The 24546-nt window shown below is 64.0% G+C and carries 18 protein-coding genes, 2 tRNA genes and 2 pseudogenes; 11 read left to right on the top strand and 11 right to left on the bottom strand.

Annotated elements, in window-relative coordinates; translation table 11 throughout:
- Nucleotides 1–2 precede the first annotated feature (2 nt).
- Together AC5RUK_RS14095 and AC5RUK_RS14090 are read right to left on the bottom strand one after the other, a co-directional pair.
- Nucleotides 3–1475: a hypothetical protein gene (locus AC5RUK_RS14095; protein WP_494152555.1), complete on the bottom strand. Its 1473-nt coding sequence runs from the start codon at nt 1473–1475 to the stop codon at nt 3–5.
- 37 nt (nt 1476–1512) lie between these two features.
- Nucleotides 1513–1827: a hypothetical protein gene (locus AC5RUK_RS14090; RefSeq protein WP_494152554.1), complete on the bottom strand. Its 315-nt coding sequence runs from the start codon at nt 1825–1827 to the stop codon at nt 1513–1515.
- A 155-nt stretch (nt 1828–1982) separates the two neighbouring features.
- Here AC5RUK_RS14090 and purB point away from each other — a divergent pair, with 155 nt between their 5' ends.
- The gene (gene purB / locus AC5RUK_RS14085) at nt 1983–3395 is read left to right on the top strand and encodes an adenylosuccinate lyase (RefSeq protein WP_494152553.1); all 1413 of its coding nucleotides are present in this window, start codon (nt 1983–1985) and stop codon (nt 3393–3395) included.
- Nucleotides 3396–3556: 161 nt separating this feature from the next.
- Nucleotides 3557–3630: transfer RNA gene (locus AC5RUK_RS14080), tRNA-Met, on the top strand.
- Between the two features lie 237 nt (nt 3631–3867).
- On the opposite strand, the gene AC5RUK_RS14075 is transcribed toward AC5RUK_RS14080, so the two are convergent.
- Entirely contained in the window at nt 3868–4188 is a 321-nt protein-coding gene (locus AC5RUK_RS14075) for a hypothetical protein (RefSeq protein WP_494152552.1), read from the bottom strand.
- Nucleotides 4189–4654: 466 nt separating this feature from the next.
- Here AC5RUK_RS14075 and AC5RUK_RS14070 point away from each other — a divergent pair, with 466 nt between their 5' ends.
- On the top strand, nt 4655–5311 hold the full coding sequence (locus AC5RUK_RS14070; RefSeq protein ID WP_494152551.1) for a 4a-hydroxytetrahydrobiopterin dehydratase: 657 nt from the start codon (nt 4655–4657) through the stop codon (nt 5309–5311).
- 527 nt (nt 5312–5838) lie between these two features.
- On the opposite strand, the gene AC5RUK_RS14065 is transcribed toward AC5RUK_RS14070, so the two are convergent.
- Complete coding sequence (locus tag AC5RUK_RS14065; protein WP_494152550.1) at nt 5839–6537, bottom strand: maleylpyruvate isomerase family mycothiol-dependent enzyme; 699 nt, start codon at nt 6535–6537, stop codon at nt 5839–5841.
- Between the two features lie 315 nt (nt 6538–6852).
- On the opposite strand from AC5RUK_RS14065, the gene AC5RUK_RS14060 reads away from it, so the two are divergent.
- From AC5RUK_RS14060 to catC, 4 genes are all read left to right on the top strand, one after another.
- Complete coding sequence (locus tag AC5RUK_RS14060; protein WP_494152549.1) at nt 6853–8238, top strand: MFS transporter; 1386 nt, start codon at nt 6853–6855, stop codon at nt 8236–8238.
- A gap of 129 nt (nt 8239–8367) precedes the next feature.
- Nucleotides 8368–9312: a LysR substrate-binding domain-containing protein gene (locus tag AC5RUK_RS14055; protein WP_494152548.1), complete on the top strand. Its 945-nt coding sequence runs from the start codon at nt 8368–8370 to the stop codon at nt 9310–9312.
- Nucleotides 9309–10412, top strand: a complete 1104-nt coding sequence (locus tag AC5RUK_RS14050; RefSeq protein ID WP_494152547.1) for a mandelate racemase/muconate lactonizing enzyme family protein — start codon at nt 9309–9311, stop codon at nt 10410–10412. The genes AC5RUK_RS14055 and AC5RUK_RS14050 overlap by 4 nt, the downstream gene beginning before the upstream one ends.
- Before the next feature lie 23 nt (nt 10413–10435).
- On the top strand, nt 10436–10714 hold the full coding sequence (gene catC / locus AC5RUK_RS14045) for a muconolactone Delta-isomerase (protein WP_494107236.1): 279 nt from the start codon (nt 10436–10438) through the stop codon (nt 10712–10714).
- Here catC and AC5RUK_RS14040 read toward each other — a convergent pair.
- The 6 genes and pseudogenes from AC5RUK_RS14040 to benA all read right to left on the bottom strand — a co-directional run bounded on the left by AC5RUK_RS14040 (nt 10707) and on the right by benA (nt 18116).
- Nucleotides 10707–13583, bottom strand: coding sequence for an ATP-binding protein (locus tag AC5RUK_RS14040; protein WP_494152546.1), 2877 nt, complete (start codon nt 13581–13583; stop codon nt 10707–10709). The genes catC and AC5RUK_RS14040 overlap by 8 nt on opposite strands.
- Nucleotides 13584–13641: 58 nt before the next feature.
- Complete coding sequence (locus AC5RUK_RS14035; RefSeq protein WP_494107234.1) at nt 13642–14469, bottom strand: 1,6-dihydroxycyclohexa-2,4-diene-1-carboxylate dehydrogenase; 828 nt, start codon at nt 14467–14469, stop codon at nt 13642–13644.
- Nucleotides 14469–15512, bottom strand: coding sequence for an FCD domain-containing protein (locus AC5RUK_RS14030; protein WP_494152545.1), 1044 nt, complete (start codon nt 15510–15512; stop codon nt 14469–14471). The genes AC5RUK_RS14035 and AC5RUK_RS14030 overlap by 1 nt, the downstream gene beginning before the upstream one ends.
- Nucleotides 15513–15577: 65 nt before the next feature.
- Nucleotides 15578–15964, bottom strand: a pseudogene (locus AC5RUK_RS14025) (2Fe-2S iron-sulfur cluster-binding protein); the annotation flags it as partial.
- A 196-nt stretch (nt 15965–16160) separates the two neighbouring features.
- Nucleotides 16161–16697 carry a benzoate 1,2-dioxygenase small subunit gene (benB, locus tag AC5RUK_RS14020; RefSeq protein ID WP_494107232.1) on the bottom strand — a complete coding sequence of 179 codons (537 nt, stop codon included), beginning with the start codon at nt 16695–16697 and terminating at the stop codon, nt 16161–16163.
- Between the two features lie 36 nt (nt 16698–16733).
- Nucleotides 16734–18116 (bottom strand): benzoate 1,2-dioxygenase large subunit, encoded by a 1383-nt coding sequence (gene benA / locus AC5RUK_RS14015; RefSeq protein WP_494107231.1) that lies wholly within the window; start codon nt 18114–18116, stop codon nt 16734–16736.
- 330 nt (nt 18117–18446) lie between these two features.
- Between benA and catA the strand changes: the two genes are divergently transcribed.
- Nucleotides 18447–19331, top strand: coding sequence for a catechol 1,2-dioxygenase (gene catA / locus AC5RUK_RS14010; RefSeq protein ID WP_494152544.1), 885 nt, complete (start codon nt 18447–18449; stop codon nt 19329–19331).
- 111 nt (nt 19332–19442) lie between these two features.
- Nucleotides 19443–20726 (top strand): benzoate/H(+) symporter BenE family transporter, encoded by a 1284-nt coding sequence (locus AC5RUK_RS14005; RefSeq protein WP_494152543.1) that lies wholly within the window; start codon nt 19443–19445, stop codon nt 20724–20726.
- A gap of 517 nt (nt 20727–21243) precedes the next feature.
- Here AC5RUK_RS14005 and AC5RUK_RS14000 read toward each other — a convergent pair.
- Nucleotides 21244–21654 (bottom strand): annotated as a pseudogene (locus tag AC5RUK_RS14000) (acyl-CoA dehydrogenase family protein); the annotation flags it as partial.
- A gap of 111 nt (nt 21655–21765) precedes the next feature.
- Between AC5RUK_RS14000 and AC5RUK_RS13995 the strand changes: the two are divergent.
- Both AC5RUK_RS13995 and betT read left to right on the top strand, forming a co-directional pair.
- A tRNA-Met gene (locus AC5RUK_RS13995) sits at nt 21766–21839 on the top strand.
- A 361-nt stretch (nt 21840–22200) separates the two neighbouring features.
- Nucleotides 22201–24465 carry a choline BCCT transporter BetT gene (gene betT / locus AC5RUK_RS13990; protein ID WP_494107228.1) on the top strand — a complete coding sequence of 755 codons (2265 nt, stop codon included), beginning with the start codon at nt 22201–22203 and terminating at the stop codon, nt 24463–24465.
- Nucleotides 24466–24546 lie beyond the last annotated feature (81 nt).

The raw sequence follows: 24546 nt of genomic DNA, 5'->3' as shown, positions 1-24546 counted from the left end.
ACTTACCCGTGCCCGCCCCGACCCTCCGCCGGCGGTGCCTTCCGGTTGCCCGGGGCGCCCGGGCGGGACGGCTTTGACCCGTTCGGCTGCGAACGGCGCAGGGTGAACAGATGCTGCCTGGCGGTGCCGCCGGCGAGCGCTGCGCCAAGGAATGCTGTTGCGTCGCGCACCGACGGATCCGGACTCGCGTCGATGTTTCCGGCCGCCCGCACATAGTTCCCGAGATCATGCCCGGGTCCCAGCCCGGCGCCCTCGCCTTCAGGGGTGGCCACAGGGTCGGTCAGGGTCACGGTGACCTGTTCGCGACGGTCCGGATTCGGTCTGGCGTCGGCGCCCGGCACCCAGTCCTGGGCGTGCTCCAGGTGAACGCTCCGGACGCCCGGGCCGGCGTTGATGCCGGCCACCGGCGAGCCGGCCGTGAGGACGAAGCCCACGTTGTGGTCGGCCAGGAAGGCCGGATCGGCGGCAAGGTTCATGGCGTGGATGCCGCCTTGGCTGTACCCGACCAGCACCACCAAATCCTCCGCGCCGGCGCCGGCTCTCTCGAGGGCCTGCGACACTGCGGTCGAGACAAACGGGCTCCCGCCGGCGACCGCTTCGGCGATGCCGGTCTCATCGAACGGGTTGGCTGTTGCCTCGGCCGAGCCTGCGGCCTGGGTGCCCGGCAAGGCGACCACCCACCGCTTCCGGCCGCCGGGGGAGGACACTTCGAGCACCTCTACGGTGCCCTCGCCGGCGCGGTCCGCGATAGCTGTCCGGTGGAGCAGCCCTGCCAGGGAAGCCGGTGCGGGATCGATGTCTACGGCCGCTGCGGCCGCGCGTTCAACCTCGATGTCGCTGACCCGGAGCAGTCCGGCCTGCTGCGCCGCGGAGACCAGCAGCGGGGCCACGTGTTCCGTGGCCGGGTTGTTCCACGGGCCGCCCTGCCGGCCATCCCGCAGCAGCATCCCCGCTGCCGGGCCTCCCAGCGCTCCTGCCAGGGCTGCCGGGAACTGGCCGAGCAGCCATTCGCCTCCCGCCCGGGTCGGCCGGCCCTCGTTGGCGGCAAGGCCGAGGGGAACTGTCAGCCACCAGGTGGCCGAGTCGACCGCCTGCAGTCCGGCGGAGACGGCCTGCTCGGTGGCCAGGTAGGTTCCGTGTGCCAACCGCACCTTTCCGGCCAAAGCTCCGGCGCTGTCCGCAAGGGCCGCCAACGATCCCGCAGCGGTTGAGACGGCCGCTTCAGCCGCCAGCCTCTCCGGCAGCAATGTCCAGCGCGGATCGGCCAGCAGCATTTGCACCGACAGGAGCTGGCGCCACAGGTCGCCGATGGTAGCGGCAGCCGACTCCAGTCGGATTGCTGCAGACGTCAGCTCCTGCCACTCAAACGCGACGCCGCCGATGCCGCCGGCAACCCGATAGCCGGCGTACCGGCGGTGCCCGGTGCCGCCTTCCCACCACCGGGCTCCTTCGGGCAGCCAATCGGCGTCAGCCACCGGGCGTCACCAGCACAGTGCGTCCTGGTCCCGGCAGTCACGGCCGGGGGCCGCACAAAGCGGCGGCCGCCGTTTGTGCCGCGCCGGCAGCCGCTTCTGCCGCGCGGACCGCGGCTGCCGCGAGCCTCAGCAGTTCTGCCGCCTCCGCCATCCCGGTGCGGTACTCGTACAGCCGCGCCCTGAAGGCCTTGCCGGCCGGCGAGACCCATGCAGCAGCTGCGCCGGCCAGATCCGCCCGTACGGCCAGCAGTTCCTGCTCACAGGAAAGCAGCCGGCCCGGGGCCAGCCCCCATTCCGGGTCCGGCGGGCCGCCTAACCCGGCCTCCGCCGTCGCCGTTTGCCAAAACATCACCGTGGCCTCCTTTGCTCCTCGACTTCCGACGCTAGGTCCGGCGTCGCCTGCGATGCCCGACGTAGGACGGCCATGTGCACGAGGGAGGTCGCAGCGCCGCTGTGCAGGCGAAGTCACGCAGGAAGCGGCGGCAGTGGACATGGAAGAATGGGGCCATGGCTGAAACTTCCCGTGTTCCCTTGGCAGAAGTCACCCCCGCTATCGCACTCGGTCCGTTGGACGGGCGGTACCACCAGGCGGTTGCGCCCCTGGTCGATTACCTCTCCGAAGCCGCGCTGAACCGCGACCGCGTGCATGTTGAGGTGGAGTGGCTGATCCACCTGGCCGGCCAGTCCGTCCCGCCGGGGGCGGGACCGCTGACCGAGGAGCAGCAGTCGGCGCTGCGCAAGATCGTCACCGACTTCGACGGTAATGCCGTGCGCGAACTGGCCGAGATCGAGGCCGTCACCGTCCACGATGTGAAGGCCGTGGAGTACTTCATTGGCCGCCGGCTTAGCCAGATGGGCATCGAGAACCTCACCGCCATGGTGCATTTCGGCTGCACGTCGGAGGACATCAACAACCTCTCCTACGCCGTGGGCGTCAAGGGAGCCGTGGAACAGGTGTGGCTGCCGGCCGCCCGCGCCCTGGTCGAGCAGTTCTCGGCCATGGCCCGGGAATATCGTGACGTGCCGATGCTCTCCCGCACCCACGGACAGCCTGCCACCCCCACCACGCTCGGCAAGGAGTTGGCGGTCACCGCCCATCGCCTCACCCGCCAGCTGGACCGGATCGCGCGCACCGAGTACCTGGGCAAGATCAACGGGGCCACCGGCACGTACGCTGCGCACTACGCTTCGGTTCCGTCGGCGGACTGGCAGGCCGTTGCGAAGACCTTCGTGGAGGGCCTGGGCCTGACCTGGAATCCGCTGACCACGCAGATCGAGTCGCACGACTGGCAGGCCGAGCTCTACTCCGACATGGCCCGGTTCAACCGGATCCTGCACAACGCCTGCACGGACATCTGGAGCTACATCTCCATCGGCTACTTCGCGCAGATCCCCGTGGAGGGAGCCACCGGCTCGTCCACCATGCCGCACAAGGTCAACCCGATCCGCTTCGAAAACGCCGAAGCCAACCTGGAGATCTCCAACGGCCTGCTGGACACGCTGGCGGCCACGCTGGTCACCTCCCGCTGGCAGCGCGACCTCACCGACTCGTCCTCGCAGCGGAACATCGGTGTCGCCTTCGGGCACTCGCTGCTGGCCATCTCCAACGTTGCCAAGGGCCTGGACCGGCTCAGCGTGCCGGCAGACGTGCTGGCCGCGGACCTGGACCAGAACTGGGAGGTGCTCGGCGAGGCCATCCAGATGGTCATGCGCGCCGAGGCCATCGCCGGGGTCGAAGGCATGGAGAACCCCTACGAGCGGCTGAAGGAGCTCACCCGCGGCCACCGCGTCGACGCCGAGCGCATGAAGGAGTTTGTCTCCGGCCTCGGCCTGTCCCCGGATGCCGAGAACCGCCTGCTCGCGCTGACCCCGGCCAATTACAACGGCATCGCCGGCAAGCTGGTGGACCACCTGCACTGACCCTCCGCTGGTTCTGCCAACGACGGCGGCCGGTCGCCTTCCGCGGGGAAGGCGACCGGCCGCCGTCGGGGCTCAGGAGCACGGCCGATCCCCCGGGTCTAGTGATCCGTCTCACCAAATTCGTCGTTTGTTCACCGGGGGGTCTAGAGTCGTTACTACGCCGCGGGGTGGAGCAGTTCGGTAGCTCGCCGGGCTCATAACCCGGAGGTCGTAGGTTCAAATCCTACCCCCGCAACGAATGAAGGCCCTCTGACTAGGGATTATCCCGGTCAGGGGGTCTTTCTTTTTGGTTGGATACTATTCGCCTCCGGTCTAGACTCCGGTCAGGTTTGAGTGGCCCAGCAAGGCGCTGTATCAAAATGCTCGGCGACCTTGTGTATGCGGAGATGCAGCAATAAGAATCAGGCTCGGTTCCTAATGACGACGATCAGGTCTAGGAACAGGGCTGAGGGTGCGTGGTGGCCGCCATGACCTACCGCTCCGGTAGTTTTGTCTTCCAAGGGTGCCCCTCGGGCAGTCCTACCCTCGGGTCGACGGCGAGTTCGCGGTACTGCCTCGGGAGCATCACAGGGATACTGTCCGTCGGCGTGCCAAGCATATCCCAGCGGTCCTCATAGGACAGGACTGTCTCAAACCGGACACGAGCCTGACCAAGCGGCGTATTGCGCGTCCCGGGACGCGCACTCGGGTCAATAAGCCAGTTCATGTGCCCGATCCAGGCCGCGGCTGCCACATGATCCCTCGGGACGATGAAGGTCCGGGGCGCCGCGGTCGGGACGTCCTGATCGAGCATGACCAGTGCGTACCACTCGTGCTGGGAGAGCAATGGCTGCTGCGAGTTCACATGAGTGGCCATCGCTCACCGGCGGCCTTTGATCTGATCGACTTGACCTGCATCTCGATGGTCTGCCGCTCGGGCCCTTCTGTCTGGACTGCGAGGATGTCGGTCCGCTCCAGCCCGTCGCGTGTGAGCGCTGCCGCCCAGCCGTGCCGCGAGAGCACCGAGCAGGCCCAAAGCTCCCCCGCGCTCTTGGCTCAACAGTGCATACGTGCGGGTCGCCCGGCGATGGTCCGGACACCTGTCTTGGACCGAGTAGGTGAATCACCATAACTACAGGCGCCCGATATCGTTGCATACAGCAAGCCTCTGACCGAGCTGAATACCGCAACCCGGGCAAGTCGGAGAGGTCGGATTCCCTCGGCATTCCAGATACTTGGGGAGGCCCCAACCCATAGCTCGAAACCCAGAGGAGAAAGTTATGCCAGCAAGAGAGGTTTTGAACCAGGAGCAAATCCAAGCAAATCTGACCCAGTTGCCGGAATGGCGCTACGGTTTGGGTGCTTTGCGGACCGCAATTAGATGTGAATCATCCGCAGCTGCCTTGGACTTGCTTTCCACCATCGGCGAGCTGGCACAGGAATCCGATCACCACCCTGATGTGGACTGGCGGTACGACACATTGTTCATCACGCTCACTTCGCACGATGCCGGAGACAGGGTGACGGCGCGTGACGTGACGCTGGCCCGCTCGATATCGAGGCACGCCCAAGCCACTGGTGTCACGCCCCTCCCGGAACTCTTGCGTACGGTGGAGATAGCCATAGACACAGATGCCCCGGAAGCCATCTCGGAAGTTTGGCGAACTGCACTGGGCTACAAGATGCATGAAGACGGAAGCCTGATCGATCCCTATGGCAGGGGTCCGGCCATTTGGTTTCAGGAGTCCCAGAGTCCCAGCGTGAATCGTTTTCACCTGGACGTCACTGTCCCCTTTAGCGAAAGCGCCCCGACTCTGGATGCTTTGGTAAGCGTTGGTGCAACACTCGATGATGAACATGCGCCCATGTGGGTGGTGGCCACTGATGCCCAAGGCAACCGGCTATGCATCAGTACTGAGGCCGGACGCGGCGACTAGAGGGGGTAAACCCACCCTGCTTCGGCCAGGGGCCGCAGCCTGACCCGGCCACCCCGGCAGCTGCCCGCGCCGCCGTCGATCGCCCGGCTGCTGAGAATCGGGGCAGGACCAGGCCGTCACCCGAAAACAAAGCCGTGCAGAGATTGCAACGAAGTGGCGTGAGGCAACTAGCTTCCATGACGTCGGATATCAGCGTTTGGACAGGGGCCTCGAAAGGGGCGCAGCGATTTGCCGCTTGAAGGGGTCCCCTGCCCGTGATGGAGGAAAACGGAGCGCCCTGACACCCAGGCATCACTGCCGTCCGCCTCCTTACGCACGGCTGACAGGAGCTGGCGCCGGACGTCGATGCCCTACCTAATGGATGTGAAAGACGACCTGGATCACCTGATTCACGTCCGGAACTTACGCGACAATCCTGGGCGGCCACGCTTTGGAGAGGTCCGGAAGTCGGGCTTAACCCGGCGGTTCTACCACTATGTAGCCTGCCGAGCAAAAGGTAATCCCCGCCGCGCTCAGGCTCAGCCTGCTCACCAGGACGGCAGTACCGGCACCGGTCCGTCCGCCTGAATGTGTTCGGGGTTTCGGCGAGCCAGCCACTGGAGTAGTCCCTCGCGGTCCGATACAACGCGAAGGCCGCCGTCACCGATCACCCATTCGTCGCGCTCTTCGGTCACCAGCGTCATCCCCGGCGCATCCTTAGCGCGCAACGAACGCACCACAGCTTCGAGGGCATTCAACAGCGAGTCTGGGTCAGCCTCCTCGAGTGTCCACGCAGTATCCAAGTCGTGGTGATGCACTACCACCTCGGCGATTCGAAGCGCCACGATGGACGTGGCAGGGATTACCTTGCCGTTCACCTGCACTTCAAGGGCAGCTAGCTCCCCGCCCAGATGCTGGGCCTGCTCCGCGAAGTTTCGAACGGACTCTCGCAGCTCCCAGATGAGCTCATCCCTCGGCAGGGCCGCCAGAGCGGAGATAGCGGCGGAGCGGTCCTCGCTTGAGGCGTACATCTGGCGTTCCTCACCGGATATGGCCCAATCAATGAGCTTCGCCAGGGCCCGGCCGTTGGATGCGACGTGCGCGACGACATCAGCCCGGGTCCACCCCTCGCACAGCGAGGAAACAGTCATCTCCTCGTCAGAAAAGGACGCGACGGTAGCCAGGAACATGTCGGTTTCCCTGCCCAGACGCGACAGGTCGGAGTGCAGGCGTGCGGGATTGATCATCCCGCCAGCCTAGCCGTGGGCTCGTATTCAAAGCCACCGTCCTGTTGCGCTGTTCCATATCAAGATCGTATGAATTGATTCGGCCGGTGTGGGCACCCCGCCCAGCCCAGCGAAGCCGCCAATACATAAGAATTTGCAACCTAGAACACCTTTCTAAGACCGCTGGAGATATAAATACCCCCCGGGCGGAAGTCCGGGCATTTACCTCATATGTCCTGGGTCACACCTCTGTCAGGCTGAAGATGCCCGGAGGGGGCTGTCGGTTGAACCTGCGCCGGCGCCTCCGCACTTGACCCAGAGAGGACTTGGGGACCAATGACGCAACCGCATGCCGTTATCGCCGAAAATCCACGAAAAGAGGCACGCACCGCAAATTGGGTAGCCTTCATCATCTGCACAGCCCTATTGTTCGACGGGTACGACCTGGTCATTTACGGCACGGTACTGCCGGGGCTGCTCGCTGACTCCAGTCAGATCGGATCGTTTGATGCAGCCACAGCGGGTGTCCTCGGGTCCTGGGCCCTCATTGGGGTACTCGTAGGCTCACTGATCTGCGGTGCCATTGGCGACTTCTTTGGCCGGCGCCGGTTGATGCTGTTGGGCATCGCCTGGTTCTCACTCGGCATGTTCATCACAGCACTGACCACGACCGTGCCTGCTTTCGGCGCCATGCGCTTTGTGACCGGGCTCGGCCTAGGCGTGGTCATCGCCACCGCCGGTGCCACCATGGCTGAGTTCGCACCTGCAGGAAGGCGGCAGTTTTACAACGCTATTGTGTATTCCGGAATCCCGGCAGGCGGAGTCTTCGCATCCATCATGGGCATACTGCTCCACAACAGCATCGGCTGGCGCGGACTGTTCATGATTGGCGCCCTACCGCTCGTTATCCTCCTACCCATTGCTTGGTTTAAGCTCCCTGAATCGCCGCGCTGGCTGCTGGCCCGGGGCCGCGAACAGGAAGCCCTCGCCGCCTCGCAGCGCACCGGTGTCCCCCTCCTCGAAGAGCGGGTGATCCTGGAAGTTGGTGCCGCACCCCAGAAGTCCGGCTTTGCGGCGGTCTTCTCCCGGCAGTTCATTGTGGCTTCCATCCTGCTGGGCCTGATGTCATTCTGCGGCCTCCTGCTGACCTACGGGCTCAACACGTGGCTGCCTAAAATCATGGAGGGCTACGGCTATGGGCGGACCTACGCCCTGTTCTTCCCGCTTGCGCTGAACCTCGGTGCAGTGGTGGGCGGACTGCTCGCTTCTCGCCTGGCGGACAAGAGCCACCCCCAGCGAATCATTGCCGCCACATTCGGACTTGCTACCATCTCGCTGGCACTGATGACATTCAACTTTCCGTTGCCGATGCTTTTTGCCTTCATCGCTGTTGCAGGCGTTGGAACTTTGGGCACCCAGGTGCTCGTGTACGGATTCCAGTCCAACTACTTCACCACAAATGCCCGGGCGGCCGGCGTCGCATGGTGCGCCAGCGTGGGCCGGCTCGGCGGAGTGCTGGGTCCGATCATCGGTGGCTGGTTGGTCGCTGCGGGCATCGGCGGGTCCACCGCCTTCTATCTCTATGGTGCGGTGGCTCTCATCGGCGCCGTCGTTACCGTCCTGGTCCCCCACCAGCGCCGGCTGGAGGAAGCTGAGCACAAAGTAGAGGAGATCGCCGGAGGCCGGCGGGAGCCAAGCCTGACTTCGAACCCGCGCAAGTAGCTGGCTCTGGCCACCTAGCCCGATTGAGCTTTCAAAATGTACCAGTAAGGCTTTTTATGGCTATTCTATGAATCAATCTTCGTTCAGGGCAGCGGGCAGGAACGGTCAACGCAGAAGGGTGGCACTACGGTGGAAATCCGGCAGCTCAGCTACTTCATTGCGGTTGCCGAGGAGCGGCATTTCGGCCGGGCGGCCAAGCGCCTGCACATGGCACAGCCACCCCTTTCGCAGCAAATCCGCCAGCTGGAAGATCAGCTCGGAGTGCGGCTTTTCAACCGCACCACGCGCAGGGTGGACCTCACGGCAGCGGGACAGCTCCTGCTTGACCGCGGACGACAGATCGTCAATGACGTTGAGACGCTGACGGCGGACGTCTACCAGGTAGGCAAGGGTGCCACCGGCGTCCTCCGGGTGGGCTTCTCGGGGTCAGCAACCTACGGTGTCATGCCTCAGATTGCCCGCCTTGCCAATGAGGTCCTCCCAGGCTTGTCCCTTGCCCTCAACGGCGAAATGCTCACGCCCTCTATGGAGGCAGGCTTGCGCGACGGAACGCTGGACGCGGCGATGCTGCGACCCCCGGTCGCTTCCCAGGAGATCGACTACCGCGTCGTAGCCCAGGATTCGCTCGTCGTTGCCCTGCCTTCGTTCAGCGCCCTGGCAGAAGACAAGACCGTGGCGATGCATGAACTGCAGGACCAGGATTTCATCTCCTATGCGCCAGAGTCCGTGCTCTTCCGCATTACGTCAGACCTGTGCCGCCAGGCAGGCTTCCAGCCACGGATCACCCAAGTTGTAGGTGAGACCTCCACGATGCTGGCATTCGTGGCTGCCGGGGGCGGTGTAGCGATCATGCCGTCCAGGGTGCGGGCGTTCCAGCTCGATGGGGTTACTTACCGGGAGATCGAAAACGCCCCGCCCGTGGAGCTCGCTGTCGCTTGGATGCGCGGGCACCGCTCAGCACTGTTAAACAACTTTCTGGACGTCGTGGTGGCCGCTACTGCGGGACCGTCGACGGCCGCTGCATTGCCCGACCCGGTGTCGTTTCCCACTGATGAAAGGCTTTCCTCTCCATGAAGATCGCAGCCATTGATGCGATTCCATACTCGATCCCCTATCGCCATCCGCTGCATTTCGCGTCCGGTTCCGTTAATGACGCAGACCATGTCCTCGTCAGGCTTCGCACGGACGACGGGGTGGTGGGGACCGCCGACACGCCACCGCGGCCCTACACCTACGGTGAGACGCAGAAGTCCATCGTTGCGGTGGTGCAGGATGTTTTCGCCCCGCAACTGATCGGCGTCGACATCTTTGACCGGGAGAAAATCCAGGAGATCCTTTACCGGACGATACACAACCAGACTGCCAAGGGCGCGGTGGACATCGCGCTGTGGGACGTTATTGGCAAGACCCTCGGGCAGCCGGTGACGAAACTGCTGGGCGGATACACCGACTCATTGCGGGTTTCCCACATGCTCGGTTTTAAGCCTGCACAGGAATTGCTGGCGCTGGCCCTGCAGTTCCGAGAGATGCACGGAATCAACACGTTCAAGCTTAAGACCGGCCGACGTCCGCTTCACCTCGATATCGAGGCCGCACGGGTTTTGCGCGAAGGCCTTGGTGAAGACGCAGAGCTGTACATGGACGCCAACCGGGGCTGGTCAGCCAACGAGGCGGCCGAGGTACTGCGCCGCACGGCGAACCTGGGTTTTCAGTTCCTTGAGGAACCGGACGACGCCCGCGAAGTCCTGGGCCGGCGCCGCCTCGTGACGAACTCCCCCATACCCATAGCCGCTGATGAATCTGCCCCCAACCTCGGCGAGGCCGCCCGGGAAATCCTTACCGGCGGGGCAAACCTGCTGGCGGTAAAGACGGCCCGTTCGGGTTTTACTGAAGCCGCCAAAATTGTTGGGATGGCCGAGGGCATGGGCGTCGACGTCTACATTGGCAATCAAATTGATACCCAGGTCGGTACGGTCGCCTCGGTGGTCTTCGGCGCCGCATTCGCGCATACGGCCAAACGGGCCGCGGAGCTGTCAAACTACCTGGACATTGAAGATGACCTGCTGGCCGAGCCCTTGACCATTACTGGCGGGCGCATCCATGTCCCCGAAGGCCCCGGGGTGGGTACCGCCATTGACGAGGACAAGCTTGCGCTTTACCGCACCGATCGATAGCCCCCTTCCACAGAGAGGAACCCGTGAAGTACCTGGTCCACATGGACGTAACACTGCCCGCCGACCTGCCTGCCCCTGAAGCCGCCGAGATTAAGGCCAAGGAAAAGGCGTACTCCCAGCAACTGCAGCACTCGGGCAAATGGCCGGAAATCTGGCGCGTGGTGGGCGAATATGCCAACTATTCCATCTTCGACGTCGATTCCAACGACGAACTCCATGAGATCCTGCAGAACCTGCCCCTGTTTCCCTACATGGACATTTCGGTAGTGCCGCTCGCCAAGCACCCCTCAGACGTCAAGTAGGCACCCGAGTAGGCATCACCGCAGGCCGGGTTTCCGGGTCAGTCCTTGTCCGGAACCCGGCGGCGAGTTCGCTGCGGGAACGGATGCCCATTTTCCGGTAGAGCCGCGTCAGGTGGTACTGCACCGTCTTCTCCGCGAGGAACAGGGCACGGGCTGCCTCCTTATTGGTGGCCCCGGCCGCTACCAGCTCAGCCACCGCGTGCTCTTGGGCAGTGAGCTGGACGTGGTGATCGCTGACGGCACTGAGCACGGGGTCGGCCGGGTCGGGCAGGTTCCCGACGTCCAGACCGGTCGCCTTGAGCTCCCGGTCGCAGCGTTCCACATAGGTTGCCGCCCCAAGGGAGTCGTAAAGATCCCGGGCCGCACGCAGCACGGAGGAGGCCAGGCGCCGTTTGCCGGCCCGGCGCATGCTCTGCCCGAAGGCAAAACTTATCCGCGCCCGCAGATACGGCCGGTTCAGCCCGCGGATGTGTCTCAGGGCCGCCTCAAAGTGTTCCCTGGCCGTGTCGGGGTCCCCCTGTGCGGCCAGCAGCCGCCCCCTCGCCCACTCCATCCTTGCCAGGTCAGAGGGAACTTCCCGCTCGCGCTGCACGCCCTCGAAAGCCGTTAGGAAGGATTCTGCGGCGTCGAGCTGGTCAGTCATGACGAGGGCGTTGACGTACGTATCCTGCCACGGCCAGAAAGACACGCGGTTCTCCGTCCACGGGTCCAGCTCCGTTAGCGGCTGCAGAACGGCCAAAGCGCTTTCATAATCCGCCCTCGCCTCGTGGAAGCGGGCCCGGGCCAGGCTTGCCGGAACCTGCATGGCGCGGTAGGTCCCCGGCTGAACCGCCGCCTGCGAGACGTAGTATCGCGCCCGGTCCCAGTCGCCCCGCATGGACCAGAGCTCAGCGGCGGTCCAGTACAGCAGGGGTCGTATCAGCGGCATCCGCGATGTTTCAAGGCGCACGCTTGCGCGCGCTACTGTGGCGGCGGCCGCATCCCAGTTTCCTAGCACGAGGTGCGTGCGGGCCAGCCATGCCTCAGCCCACAGGGAAATCCGCAGCGATCCGCCGCGGTACTCGGTGGGGGCGGCGGACTCGAAATTCACCAGTGCCGACTCAACATTGTCGAGGCGCAACGCCAACCAGCCTGCCCCCATTTGAACCCGCTGCTTCTGGGCGTTCTCGGCAGCATGTGCAAAAGCCCGCTGGTAGGAGGCCTCCGCCTCTCCGATCCGACCCCGGGCATACAGGCCCAGGCCGTAGATGGCTTCTGACTCTATGTGGGCAGGGGTTCCCGGCTGCGTGAGCGCCATGGCGCGCTCGGCCCAGCCGGTGATCAGCGGGCCATCCCAGGACGCTACCCCGTGGAGGACGAGACGTTGTGCCACCTGCGCCGCGGCGGCGGGTTCACGTTGAGGGTTGCTGGTGCGCCAGGCCATTTCCAGCTGGGTCTGTGCACTGTCATTTTGGCCAGACACCGTGGACAGGTATCCCAGCACGGAGGAGCGGAGCGGCGAGGATGGCAAAGCATCCACGGCGGCGGCCCACATCTGCGCCTGGGCGACATTGCCGGAGCCAACGAGGGCATCCACAGCCCTGAGGAGCCGGTCGTTGCGGGAACGGATATCCAGTGAGAGCCGGGATGCGGAGAACAGCGCCGTTGAGACGTCCTGCCAGGCCCCCACCGTGGCCTGGCGGCGCGCGAAGTCCTCCAGCTCCACGGCCATGGACTCATCTGCGACGGGGGTCGCCGAGACCCGGTGGCCCAACCGTTCGCCCTCTAGTTCGACGGCTTCGGCAGCCAGCTGATGAAGCGCAATACGCCGGCTGGGAACAATTTGTTCGTAAATTGCTTCTGCCGAGCCGGGTTGAACGAATACTATGGCGGAACGCGCCTGGTCAACGGACAGTTCCAGCAGCCCGGCGCGGTGGCCTTCGTCGAGGACTTCCATGACGGGCGCAACCCCGCTGACCTGGGATACCTCGGCCAGGCCGGCGCTTCGCCCGAGCACGGACGCGGCCTCCGCGACGGATACGAGCCCGGGGGACGCCGCATTCAGGATGCTGCGCACCCTGGCTCGCACCCGGGACGTCGGCGGCAGGGTTGGAAACCACGACAGCCAGGTTTCTGCCGGCAGCTCGCGCAGCAGTTCCACGATTGGTTCCGGCAGGCCTTTGGTGTGCTGGACCAGACCGTGGGCTGCCGTCACGCTGAGGTCTATACCGAGCAAGCGCCGGGCGACTTCCTGGACCTGCTGCGGGGAAAGCGGCTCCAGGGGGATGCGCACCACTTGGTGGCCGGTGAGGAAATCGAGCACGCCAGCGGGGATGCGCGGAGCGTCGGCAGGGTTGAGTGTCAGCAGGAACAGGATTCGTTTGCCGTGCAGCCGTCGCATGACGAAGGTGAGGATGCGCAGGCTCTCCACATCCAGTTTGTGGACGTCATCGACGGCGACAACCACGCTCCCGTGGGACTGCAGCCCTTCGAGGTGTGTGCTGAGAGTCAAGGCGTAGTTGACCATTTGGCCGGTGGTGAGAGCTGCGACGGGCGCCGCAGGCAAGGCCGGGCCGCTGTCGTAACCCTTCGCCGAACGCAGCGGCGAAGTGAGCATGAGCTGGGAGTAACCGGCGAGGGCAAACTGTGCCTCCCATTCATCCCCCATAGCGGACAGCACCCGGATTCCACGCGCCACAGTATGGCAGTGTTCCACGAAGGAATTCAGCACGGCGGTCTTTCCGGACCCTGATGGGCCTGTGAGCACCACTGTGCCGACGTTGCCTTTGCGCACTGCGCGGAGGATTTCGAGGAGTTCCTCGAAGACCCGGGCCCGACCCACCAGCGGCGAGTCCTCCGTTATTTCGCCTTGGATGGACCCGGCAGTCATGCCGGCAAGTCTACCGGAGGGGGCCGTCTGGCCCTTGAAGCGGGGATTCAAGAGTGTCTTATCCCAAGTCCCCGCCGGCGACCGGCAGGATGCTCCCGGTCAGGTATGACGCTTCATCTGATGCGAGGAAGACAATGGGCGCCGCCTGTTCGTCCAGGGTGCCATAGCGCTTCATGAAGGAGGACTGCACGGTCTGGTCGACGATCACCTGGTACCAGGCCTTTTCCACCTCAGTTTCGGCGTCCGGCCCTCGCTTGACCTGGCGGGGAGGCGCCTCGGTACCGCCCGGGGCGGTCGCGACCACTCGGATGCCGCGCCCGGCAACTTCCATCGCCAACGCTTGGGTCAACGCATTGACGCCGCCCTTCGCCGCCGCGTACGGCACGCGGTGCAGCCCGCGGGTAGCCACCGAGGAAACGTTGACGATCGTGCCCGATCCCTGCTCCAACATTATTGGCAGCACGGCCCGGCAGCTCCAAAGGGTGGGAAAGAGCGAGCGGCGGATTTCCTTCTCAATCTTGTCTGCGTCGTATTCTTCGTATGGGCGGGCCCAGATGGTGCCACCGACGTTGTTTACCAGCACGTCCACCCGCCCGTGGGCGGCGACCGCCGCCTCCACGGCCTGCCACGCTCCCGCGAAGGTCTCAAGGTCAGCGGTCACGGACGTGGCCGAGCCTCCGGAACCGGCAGCCTGTGCGGCCTCATCGATACCGCTTGCCACCTCGTGGACGAGCTCGGCCCGGTCCACAAGGACGACAGCTCCGCCCTCGGCACCGATGCGCTGGGCAACCTTCTGGCCGATGCCTTGCGCGGCTCCTGTCACTACGGCTACCTTGCCGGAGTACCGGCCCGGGGTAAGGAATTGTCCCGCATATGGCGCTGCCATTAGCGGGCAGCCTTTGCGTCGATCGCACCGGCCATGGTCTCCTTCGCGTCACGTGCATGGTCGGTGATGACCTCACGCAGGCGCGCCCTGTCCTGGCGCTCGAAGGCGTCGACGATGTCAAGGTGGTCCTGGGTGACCCGGTTGAAAATCCGGGATCCTTCTTCTAGCGCCGCGGCCATCTGGGCGTGGACGTCGAGCCGGCGGTAGGACTCGAGAAGCATGGGGTTATCGCAGATCATGAAGAGGTATTCGTGGAACTCCTCGTTGGTGCGCGCGAACTCCTCCGGTTCCTTGATGGCCCCTGCATCGATTGAGCGTGTTGTCGCCTCGGCGAGCCGCCGGAACTGGCGTAGCTGCTCCTCGCTGAGCCGGCCCAGCATCAGCTCGCTTACTGCAAGCTCCAAACCCATGCGGGCATCCAGCTGGGCGAAACTGTCCTCCTTGCGGAAATTCACACGGCCGGTCTCCAGGGAAGAGACGGCCTCGCCGCGGCTCATCGTGTCGCCCTCGGTCTCGATCTTCTCGGCGGGTGCTGGTGCGCCCGTCTCGGCATCGCCGCCGGTGGTCTCCTTCGGGGCGAACCGCTCGAAGTAGAAGTTGGCAGGCTGGATGCCTTCGGCGTCCAGCCACTTAGAGACAGCATTGACCATGGGGGGCGGGCCGCACAGGTAGATGTCTACATCGCCCTCATTGAGGTGGGCGGGCTCGATGATCTGGGTGACATAGCCCGTGTGGGGGGCGGAGGTGCCAGGTTCGGAGGCAATGTAATCCCAAGTGAATCCCGGTAGCTTCGCCTCGTACTCCCGCAGCCAGTCCAAGCCGACGATATCTGCCTCCCGGGTTAGGCCGTAGATGAGATGGACCGGGGTGGCAGGCGGATTGCTGGAGAGCTTCTCGAGCATTGACAGCAGCGGGGCCAGGCCCGTGCCGCCTGCCAGGAGCAGCAGGGGGCGCTTAGGCTCACGCAGGAAGAATGAGCCGTAAGTGCCCGTGAATTCGATGGTGTCGCCCACTGCCGCCCTGTCGCGTAGGTACTCCGACATTGCGCCTGCGGAGTCACCCGCACCATGAAGGACGCGTCCTGCACCTCGGGGCCGCTGCTAAAGGAATAGGAGCGTTCGGCGTCAGTTCCAGGGACCTTGAGGTTGACGTACTGGCCCGGAAGGAAGGCCAGCGCGTCCCGGTTCTGCACCTCGAGGGTGAAGGACACTGTGCTATCCGAGTGCTTGTTGAGTTCCTTTATGGTTGAGGTGAAGGTGGTGGCGGCCGTTTTCGCGGATTCCGACGTGGCAGGGATCTGGATGGCCAGGTCTGACTCCGGCACAGCCTGGCATGTAAGCAGATAGCCCTTTTCGAGCTCCTCTTCGGTCATCGCGTCGTCAATGTAGTCCCCCGGGTCGAAGGAGCCGGAATCGCAGAATGCCTTGCAGGTGCCACAGGCACCGTCACGGCAATCTGACGGGATGTTGATGCGTGCCTTGTACGCGGCGTCCATGACTGTTTCGTAGTCGCCGACCTTAATGACTTTGGTTACGCCGTCCTCGAAGCTGAGGGCTACCTCGTGGCCCATGATTCCTCCTGTCTGAGCGGGCGCGTCGTCGCTACCCGGGAAAGTTGTTGTGTGAACGTTGGGCACAGCTTGCGAACCAGTCGGGGCCGGCGCCCGGCCGGTGCCGGCACCGGCGCGGCCCTCAGATCATGTAGACATCCACCACGTGGTGGATGTAGTCGTTCTTCAGGACGACCTTCTTCTTCAGAATCACTGGCTCCTCGGCACAGAGATCGATCGTGTAGTAGCTGGTTCCGAAGTACGTATCCGTTGTGTTGTAGCGGAAGTACAGGGTGAACCAGTTGAAGCGCACCTGCACCCGGCCGCGGTCGTGCTCCAGGATTTCGATATCAGTGATGTTGTGGCCGGTGCGCGGCTCCGGCAGTGAGGTGGCAGAGGACCGGTCCGTCTTGATCCGGAACACGCGGTCCTCGATACCGCCGCGGTTGTCGTAATAGATAAGGGAGATTTCGTTCTGCGGATCCTGGGTGAGCCGGTCGTCGACGTCCCACGCAGGCATCCAGAATTCGGAGTCCGGGTGGTAGCACTCGAGCCACTCGTCGAACTGGCGGTCATCCAGCAGGCGTGCTTCCTTGTACAGGAAGGCCCGGACGGTTTCGAGCGTGGCAATCTCCTCGGCGGTCTTGAGTGCCGTGGCGGTTTGGGTCGGGTTGGTCATAGTGTTATCCACTCTTTCTGGCTCCACGTGGGCTGGTCAGGCGGTGACGGGAACTGCGTCCAGGGCGGAGCGCTCCTCCTCTTTCAGGGCCCGGTCCATGACTTCCTTCCAGTACCCGTGCTGGATCGGGTACAGTCCTTCATCCTCTGTGCGCACGCCGGAGGCGATCACCCTGGACATGCCCAGCGCCCGCGCCTGTTCGTCGGGGCCGGCGATCTCATGGGTGGAGCCACGGGTCATGTCGTTCCAAGGTGCTGCAGTGGCCCAGTAGGTCTTGTTGCAGGACCTGAATTCCTCAAGGTCGTCGGGAGTGGCCATGCCGGTGGCGTTGAAGAAGTCCTCGTACTGGCGGATGCGCTTGGACCGGTTCTCTTGGGATTCGCCCTTGGGGGCTATGCAGTAGATCGTGACCTCGGTCTGGTCCGCCGAGATGGGGCGGAAGTGGCGGATCTGCGAGGAGAACTGGTCCATGATGTAAACATTCGGGTACAGGCAGAGGTTCCGGGAGATGTTGATCATGAAGTTGGCCATCTCCTCGCCGTACTTCGCGCACAGCTCGTCGCGACGGTCCCAGAGCGGGCGATCCTCCGGGTTGGTCCATTCCTGCCAGAGCAGCAGGTGGCCGTGGTCGTAGGAATAGAAACCGCCCTTGACCTTGCCCCATTTGCCGGCGTCCATGGCCTTGGTCTTGTTGGCGGAGTCGCCGGCGCTGCGGCGGGCGGTGGTGGCAGCGTAGTTCCAGTGCACGGCTGTGACGTGGTAACCGTCGGCCCCGTTCTCCGCCTGCACCTTCCAGTTGCCGTCATAGGTGTAGGTGGACGACCCGCGCAGCACCTCCAGGCCCTCCGGGGACTGGTCCACGATGGAGTCGATTACTTTGGTGGCGTCGCCCAAGTGCTCTTCGAGCGGGAGGACGTCAGCTTTCAAGGAGCCGAAGAGGAAGCCGCGGTAGGACTCGAAGCGGGCGACTTTGGTGAGATCGTGGGAGCCTTCTTTATTGAAGGTCTCCGGGTAGCCGGCATTGCGCGAGTCTTTTACCTTCAGCAACTCCCCGGAGTTCTTAAACGTCCAGCCGTGGAACGGGCAGGTAAACGTGGTGCGGTTGTCCGTCTTGCGGCGGCACAGCATCGCACCGCGGTGCGAACAGGCGTTAACGATGCAGTTGAGGTTTTCGTCCTTGTCACGGGTAATCACCACGGGAGTGCGACCGATGTAGGTGGTGAAGTAGTCCCCCACGTTGGGAATCTGGGACTCGTGGGCAAGGTAAACCCAGTTCCCCTCGAAGATGTGTTTCATTTCCAGTTCAAAAATGTCCTGGTCAGTGAAGATTTCGCGCTTGGCCCGGATGACGCCGTTCTCACGGTCGTCGATTACAGCGTCGGCAAGGACCTCGCGGACATGGGTCAGGTTCTCGGTCATGGCGTGCTCCTCCATTGGAGAGTGCTGGACGGATGGGCGGAGATCCGGGGCGAGGCTGAGGCGCCTGCGGCGGACGTTGTCAGCCAATTCTTGCGCCTCGTGACTGTCCTCACATCAGGCAAACACCTAGGGTCGACCAAGGGTGCATTTATGTATCGATAATGACAAAAAACTACCCAAATCAATATTTGTAGCGTCCTTATGCCAAGCCTACGATGAGACAGACGTCACGTGATGCCGCGTCGCCGCAGGTGCATGCTCCGCCTGCGCTACGCGGCGGGTGCAGGAACCCTTCCTGTCCCCTATCTGATGAGGAAGGTGAATACCACCATGACTGAGACCCAAGCGGATACCCGTAATGAGAACGAGGGAACTGCCGTTGAGGCCGGCTCAAAGGCGACCGAGCGCTTCGCCACCTCAGGCAAGCTCGCGCAGCTGGATGTGCCGAAGGAAAGAGTGAGCCTCCTGGCGGGGGCGCTGATCAGGGCCGCCAACGACATCGTCGTCGAGCACCAGGTCACCTATGAGGAGTACAACGCGCTCAAAGCTTGGCTGATCAAGGTGGGCACGGACGGGGAGTGGCCCCTGTTCCTCGACGTGTGGCTCGAGCACACTGTGGAGGACGTCAATTCACAGGACCGTCCCGGCACCGTGGGCACCATCGAAGGCCCCTACTACGTGCCCGGCTCCCCGGAACTCGAATCTCCGGCCACCGTCCAGATGCGCGACGATGAGGAGGGCACCCCGTTACGCTTCAGCGGCCGCTTCACAGACACGGCCGGCAACCCCATCCGGAATGCGCAGGTGGAGATCTGGCACGCTGACGCGGCCGGGTTCTACTCCCAGTACGCCCCGGGCCTGCCTGAGTGGCTTTTCCGCGCCACGGTAAAGGCAGATGACGATGGCCGCTTCGAAATCAACACGATGCGCCCTGCGCCTTACCAAATCCCTACGGACGGGGCCTGCGGTCAGCTGATCAGTGCAGCAGGCTGGCACGCATGGCGCCCAGCCCACATCCACATTAAGGTTTCGGCGCCCGGCTTCCAGTCTGTCACCCAGCAGCTGTACTTCCCCGGGGACCCCCACAATGCCGACGACATCGCTTCGGCAGTCAAGCCTGAGCTGATGCTCGACCCCCAGCCGCGTACGGACGGCGGCACTGGCGAGGAAGTCGTCTATGACTACGTCCTCGCCAAGGAAGGCCAGACCAAGTAACAAGCACCGCTCATTACCGGTGCAGGGGCCATGGCCCCTGCACCGAAGGCGCTCTGGGGATGCAAAACTCTGGGGCGCCTGTCTTTTTTGCCCATGCCGCCAGGAGCCAGAATGCCCCGATTCCGCCGTAACCCGCCCTTAACGACGTATGTGGCACACGCTGCGGCGCTGGCGCCCCAGCCTCTGCTGGAACGTCCGGAGTTCCGCCCGGCAGGGCCTCGCCAGGTCCTCCGCGACGTGAGCGTGCCCTACGCCGTTAACGGGCTAATCGGGCTCATCTTCACAGCCTCCGGGCCCATCGCGGTCACCCTGGCCGTCGGTGCCGCGGGGGGACTCACCCAGGGGCAACTCGCATCCTGGGTGTTTGGCATCCTTTTCTCCGGCGGCGCAGCGACCCTAATCATGTCACTCCTCTACCGCCAGCCCTTGGGTTTCGCGTGGTCCATCCCCGGCACGGTGCTCCTAGGCCCGTCACTTCAGCACCTGTCCTTTGCGGAGGTGGTTGGAGCGTTTTTCACCTCAGGTGTGCTTATCCTCGCGCTGGGCACCACTGGCGTGGTTCGCAGGATCATGGCTGCGGCCCCGATGCCGATCGTCATGGCGATGGTTGCCGCCGTGTTCCTGAGGTTCGGCACAGACATCGTTGCTTCGACCCAAGCGAATCCCGCAATAGCCGGACCGATGGTGGTGGCATTCTTGCTCCTCACCGCCGTACCCGCCCTAGGAAGGTTCCTTCCGCCGGTACTCGGCACCCTTGTCGCAGGGTGCCTGGCTGTGGCGGCAAGTGGCCAGTTCACCCCCGGAGAAGCCGGGCCGCTCCTGGCCGCCCCGATTTTCACCCCTCCCGAGTTCACATGGGCAGCCCAGCTCGAGCTGGTTGCTCCCCTGGCGCTCACAGTGCTGTTCGTTCAGAATGGCCAGGGCATTGCCGTTCTCCGCACTGCCAATCACCAGCCGCCCGTCAACGTTTTTGCTATTGCCTCCGGCGCTTTCTCCGTGCTCAATGCCGCATTCGGTGCGGTATCGGCGTGCGTGACCGGGCCCACCAACGCGTTATTGACTTCTTCGGGAACCAGGGAGCGCCAGTACACGGCCGCCGTTACGTACGGTGTTCTTGCCTTGGCCTGCGCCGCCCTGGCTCCCACCCTCACCAGGCTGATGCTCGCAACTCCCAAGGAATTTGTCCTCGCCCTGGGCGGCCTCGCCATGCTGCGGGCACTCCAGCAGGCCTTCGTGGCCGCCTTCGCCACCACCTTCACTTTGGGATCTCTGGTGACGTTCGTCGTGACCATCTCCGGCCTGAGTCTCTTCAACATCCACGCGGCCTTTTGGGGCCTGGTCATCGGCTACACCGTGTCCCGGCTACTCGAACCAGCAGACCATGTCAGGTCCTAGTGGGTGCCGTACCCCCAACTCCGAAATGACCAGCCAGCAATACCGCGGTCTCACAGTGCTCGCTCCAACACTTCAGCACCTGCCTTGGTGCATCAGGTCCGCGACGCTTCCCGGCGCTGCAGTGACAGGGCAAATGCACGCACCCGTGCTAACAGTAGCGGGACGTTCCCTCGCCGGCTTGGTGCCGAGCGCGACGGAAGTCTTCAGTCAGGGCGACATAGCTACCTCCGGGTGAGCAGCACAGTATTCCTAGAAGCCGCTCGTGCATTCCAACCCAGGCTTCGGGCACGTCTCAAGGAAGAGCTCTTCCACCGCGTCCGATTCCTCAGCACCGATGCATTGGGGGCGTCACCACGAATACATCCGCCTGGAACACCACCGAAAGAACCTCCATAAAGCTCGATGGCCTGCGCGCGGTGCAATACCGTGCTCAGGCCCTCGCGGCCTAGTTCTTACTCAGCCAGTCCGCCTTCCGGAACCCAGTTCAGCCTTCACGAAGCCCATCCATCAGATGTCCTTAACGGAAGGCCGGGATGCCCGTGAGCTTGTTGCCCAGGATCAGGGCATGGACCTCGTCGGCACCCTCATAGGTGCGCACCGATTCGAGATTGTTGGCGTGGCGCAGCGGTAAATAGTCCAAGGTAATACAATTGCCACCCAGGATGGTGCGCGCTTCCCGGCAGACCGCGATCGCCTCGCGGCAGTCGTTCAGCTTGCCCACCGAGATCTGATGGATATCCAAGATGCCGGCATCCTTCTTACGGCCAATGTGCAGGGCCAGCAGGAATCCCTTATTGATCTCCAAGGCCATGTCGACCAGCTTCTGCTGAGTCAGCTGGTAGCCGGCAAGGGGCTTGTCGAATTGCAGACGCTCCTGCGAGTACTTCAGGGCGACCTCGAAGGCGTCACGGGCAGCGCCCATGGCTCCCAGATGATGCCGTTCGCCGTCGTGCTTGAATGACAGGTTTCCTGGCGCGTGCGGTGACGCCCCTCACCAAATTTGTCGTTTGGAAACTGGGGGGTCTACAGTCAGAAACGCCGCAGGGTGGAGCAGTTCGGCAGCTCGCCGGGCTCATAACCCGGAGGTCGTAGGTTCAAATCCTACCCCCGCAACTACTAGTGGGACCCTTGCCTGTTTCAGGCCAGGGTCCCACTTTTTTGGCATACTCCCCTCGCTGGGGCGCCACCCGGACCACCGGACAGCGCCCGACTAGCGGGCCGAGGGCAACACGGGCAGCAGCCCTGGCCGCCGGCGCCAGGAGCACCGCATTGGCGGAGCCACGCCGCGGGTTTTCCCGGGAAGCAGCGTCCAGGCCGGGGTGGGGAGACGGAGTCGGGGGACCGGAAAAAATTGCTCCCCCACAGGTGGGCACGGACAGGCTTGGGAGGTCTACGCTGTTCACCGCCACGGTTTTTTGGGCGACGTGCCGCTGACGAGAGCGACAGGCGCCGCCCGCGAGAGAAGGAGAATCCGATGGCTAACGCCGAAGACGACGGCATCTCGAACAATGAGGCGCTGAAACCACTCGTCGAACGCAGTCGCTTCGGCGTGGCGGAACGGCGTAAATCCGCTGACGCGGATTCCGAGGGCAAGCGCCCGCCCATATCCAGCACGGAACTGAGCAAGGGGCCGGCCGAACTCACCGAGAACCGCGGCCCCCGGGTCAACTGGCGGGTCTTCATCATCTCGTCGGCGATCGTCCTGGCCTTCTCCATCTGGGCCATCATCGCCCCGGGCAACGCGGCCGGCACGATGCACACCATGGTCGGCTGGATCGCCACCAATCTGGGCTGGTTCTACGTCCTGACCGTCACCCTGGTCATTCTTTTCGTCCTGTGGGTGGCCCTCTCCAAGGAAGGCAGCGTCCGGCTCGGCCCCGACCATTCACGCCCCCAGTACAACCTGTTCACCTGGGTCGCCATGCTCTTCGCCGCCGGCGTGGGCATCGACATGCTCTTCTACTCCGTCACCGGCCCGATCACGCAATACATTTCTCCTCCCACCGCCGCACCCGAATCGGCGGAAGCCGCGCAGGACGCCGTCGTCTGGACGATGTTCCACTACGGCGTGGCCGGCTGGTCGATGTATGCCCTTCTCGGCATGGCGATGGGGTATTTCGCCTACCGGTGGGGCATGCCGCTGTCCATCAGGGCCGCGCTCTACCCGCTGCTGGGTAAGCGGGTGCGCGGTGCGACCGGCGACGTTATCGACATTTTCGCCTTGGTAGGCACCGTCTTCGGCGTAGCCACCTCGATGGGCATCGGCGTCGTCCTGCTCAACGTCGGCTTCAGCTGGTTGTTCGGCCTGCCGGAGGGGCTGGCCCTGCAGATTGCCCTCGTGCTCGTCGCCGTCGTCATGACTGTAGCGGCCTGTACTTCCGGCGTGGACAAGGGGATCCGGTGGATTTCCGAACTGAACCTGTGGGCTGCCGGAGCGATGATGCTCTACATCCTGGTCACGGGCAAGACCTCGTTCCTGCTGAACGCGATGGTCGAGAACATCGGCCGCTTCATCTTCTCGCTGCCGGAGCGCACCCTGCAGACCCTGGCCTACGAGGAGGACGGTTCGGCGTGGATGGCCGGCTGGACCCTCTTCTTCTGGGCTTTTTGGCTGGCCTGGGGCCCGTTCGTCGGCCTTTTCCTGGCGCGGATCTCGCGCGGCCGGACCCTGCGGGAATTCGTCATCGCGGCCATCACCGCTCCGGTCCTCTGCGACTTCTTCATCGTCTCGATCTTCGGCAACAGCGCCATGAGCGAGGTGCTCGCCGGGAATACCGAATTCGCGCAGGAGGCCATCAACAGCCCCGAGCACGGGTGGTATGCGTTGCTGGAAATGTTCCCGGGCGCGCCGTTCCTGATCGGTCTGGCCACCCTCTCGGGCCTGCTCTTCTACCTCACCAGCGCCAATTCCGGTGCCATGGTGATGTCGAACTTCTCCTCCATGATTCCCGATCCGGCGATGGACGGGGCCAAGTGGCTGCGCATCTTCTGGGCCCTGGTCACGGCGTTCCTCACGGTGGCCATGTTGGTGGCCGGCGGCGTGACGACCATGGAATACGCCACCCTGATCTTCGCGTTGCCGGTGACCGTCATCGCGTATCTGGTAATGGCCTCCTTCTCGAAGGTGCTCAGGATGGAACGGGCCGAGCGCGAGGGGCAGGTGCTGCGACGGCGCACTGCTGCCGCCCATGGCGGGCAGATACCGGAGAAGACCTGGCGGCAACGTCTGGCGCGGCTGCGGTCCTACCCGTCGAACAAGGCCGTGGCACAGTTCGCCGAGCGGGTCGTGCAGCCGGCGCTGCAGGACGTCGCCAAGGAATTCACCGAACTCGGCTACGAGGCGGAGATGACGACGACGCCGAACCCGAAGACCGGCATCGACGAGCACACGCTCGTGGTGAACATGGAGGACCACCGCAACTTCCATTACCAGGTGGCCGCGGTCGAGGCCCCCGTGCCGACATTCGGCGGCCGCAGCATGCCCCGCGAAATCGACACGTACTATCGGCTCGAGGTGTTCACCCAGACCGGCAGCGAGGGCTACGACCTCATGGGTTTGACCCAGCAACAGGTCATCAACGATGTCCTCGACCGGTACGAGGCGCACTTGGCGTTCCTCAAGTACTCCAGCGAACACGCCTACGCCTCGGTGCTCACCCCCGTGGTGCCGCCGACGACGGAGTCGATTCCGCATGTGCCCAAGAAGGCCGACGACGTCGAGAGGCTCGACGAGTCCTAGGACCGCGGGCCGGCGTCTCGGCGGGCGGGCTGTTCCGAGACGCCCCGGCCGAGCCGCCGGCCCATTCCGATACAGTCGTCC

The sequence above is a fragment of the Arthrobacter sp. Y3223065 genome, assembly GCF_059090885.1.
This window is presented reverse-complemented; position numbering and strand designations above follow the sequence as displayed.

Coding starts and splice junctions, on each gene's coding strand:
- purB (WP_494152553.1), top strand. CDS start 1,983: ATGGCTGAAACTTCCCGTGTTCCCTTGGCAGAAGTCACCCCCGCTATC.
- AC5RUK_RS14075 (WP_494152552.1), bottom strand. CDS start 4,188: ATGCTCGATCAGGACGTCCCGACCGCGGCGCCCCGGACCTTCATCGTC.
- AC5RUK_RS14070 (WP_494152551.1), top strand. CDS start 4,655: ATGCCAGCAAGAGAGGTTTTGAACCAGGAGCAAATCCAAGCAAATCTG.
- AC5RUK_RS14065 (WP_494152550.1), bottom strand. CDS start 6,537: ATGATCAATCCCGCACGCCTGCACTCCGACCTGTCGCGTCTGGGCAGG.
- AC5RUK_RS14060 (WP_494152549.1), top strand. CDS start 6,853: ATGACGCAACCGCATGCCGTTATCGCCGAAAATCCACGAAAAGAGGCA.
- AC5RUK_RS14050 (WP_494152547.1), top strand. CDS start 9,309: ATGAAGATCGCAGCCATTGATGCGATTCCATACTCGATCCCCTATCGC.
- AC5RUK_RS14040 (WP_494152546.1), bottom strand. CDS start 13,583: ATGACTGCCGGGTCCATCCAAGGCGAAATAACGGAGGACTCGCCGCTG.
- AC5RUK_RS14035 (WP_494107234.1), bottom strand. CDS start 14,469: ATGGCAGCGCCATATGCGGGACAATTCCTTACCCCGGGCCGGTACTCC.
- AC5RUK_RS14030 (WP_494152545.1), bottom strand. CDS start 15,512: ATGTCGGAGTACCTACGCGACAGGGCGGCAGTGGGCGACACCATCGAA.
- benB (WP_494107232.1), bottom strand. CDS start 16,697: ATGACCAACCCGACCCAAACCGCCACGGCACTCAAGACCGCCGAGGAG.
- benA (WP_494107231.1), bottom strand. CDS start 18,116: ATGACCGAGAACCTGACCCATGTCCGCGAGGTCCTTGCCGACGCTGTA.
- catA (WP_494152544.1), top strand. CDS start 18,447: ATGACTGAGACCCAAGCGGATACCCGTAATGAGAACGAGGGAACTGCC.
- AC5RUK_RS14005 (WP_494152543.1), top strand. CDS start 19,443: ATGCCCCGATTCCGCCGTAACCCGCCCTTAACGACGTATGTGGCACAC.
- betT (WP_494107228.1), top strand. CDS start 22,201: ATGGCTAACGCCGAAGACGACGGCATCTCGAACAATGAGGCGCTGAAA.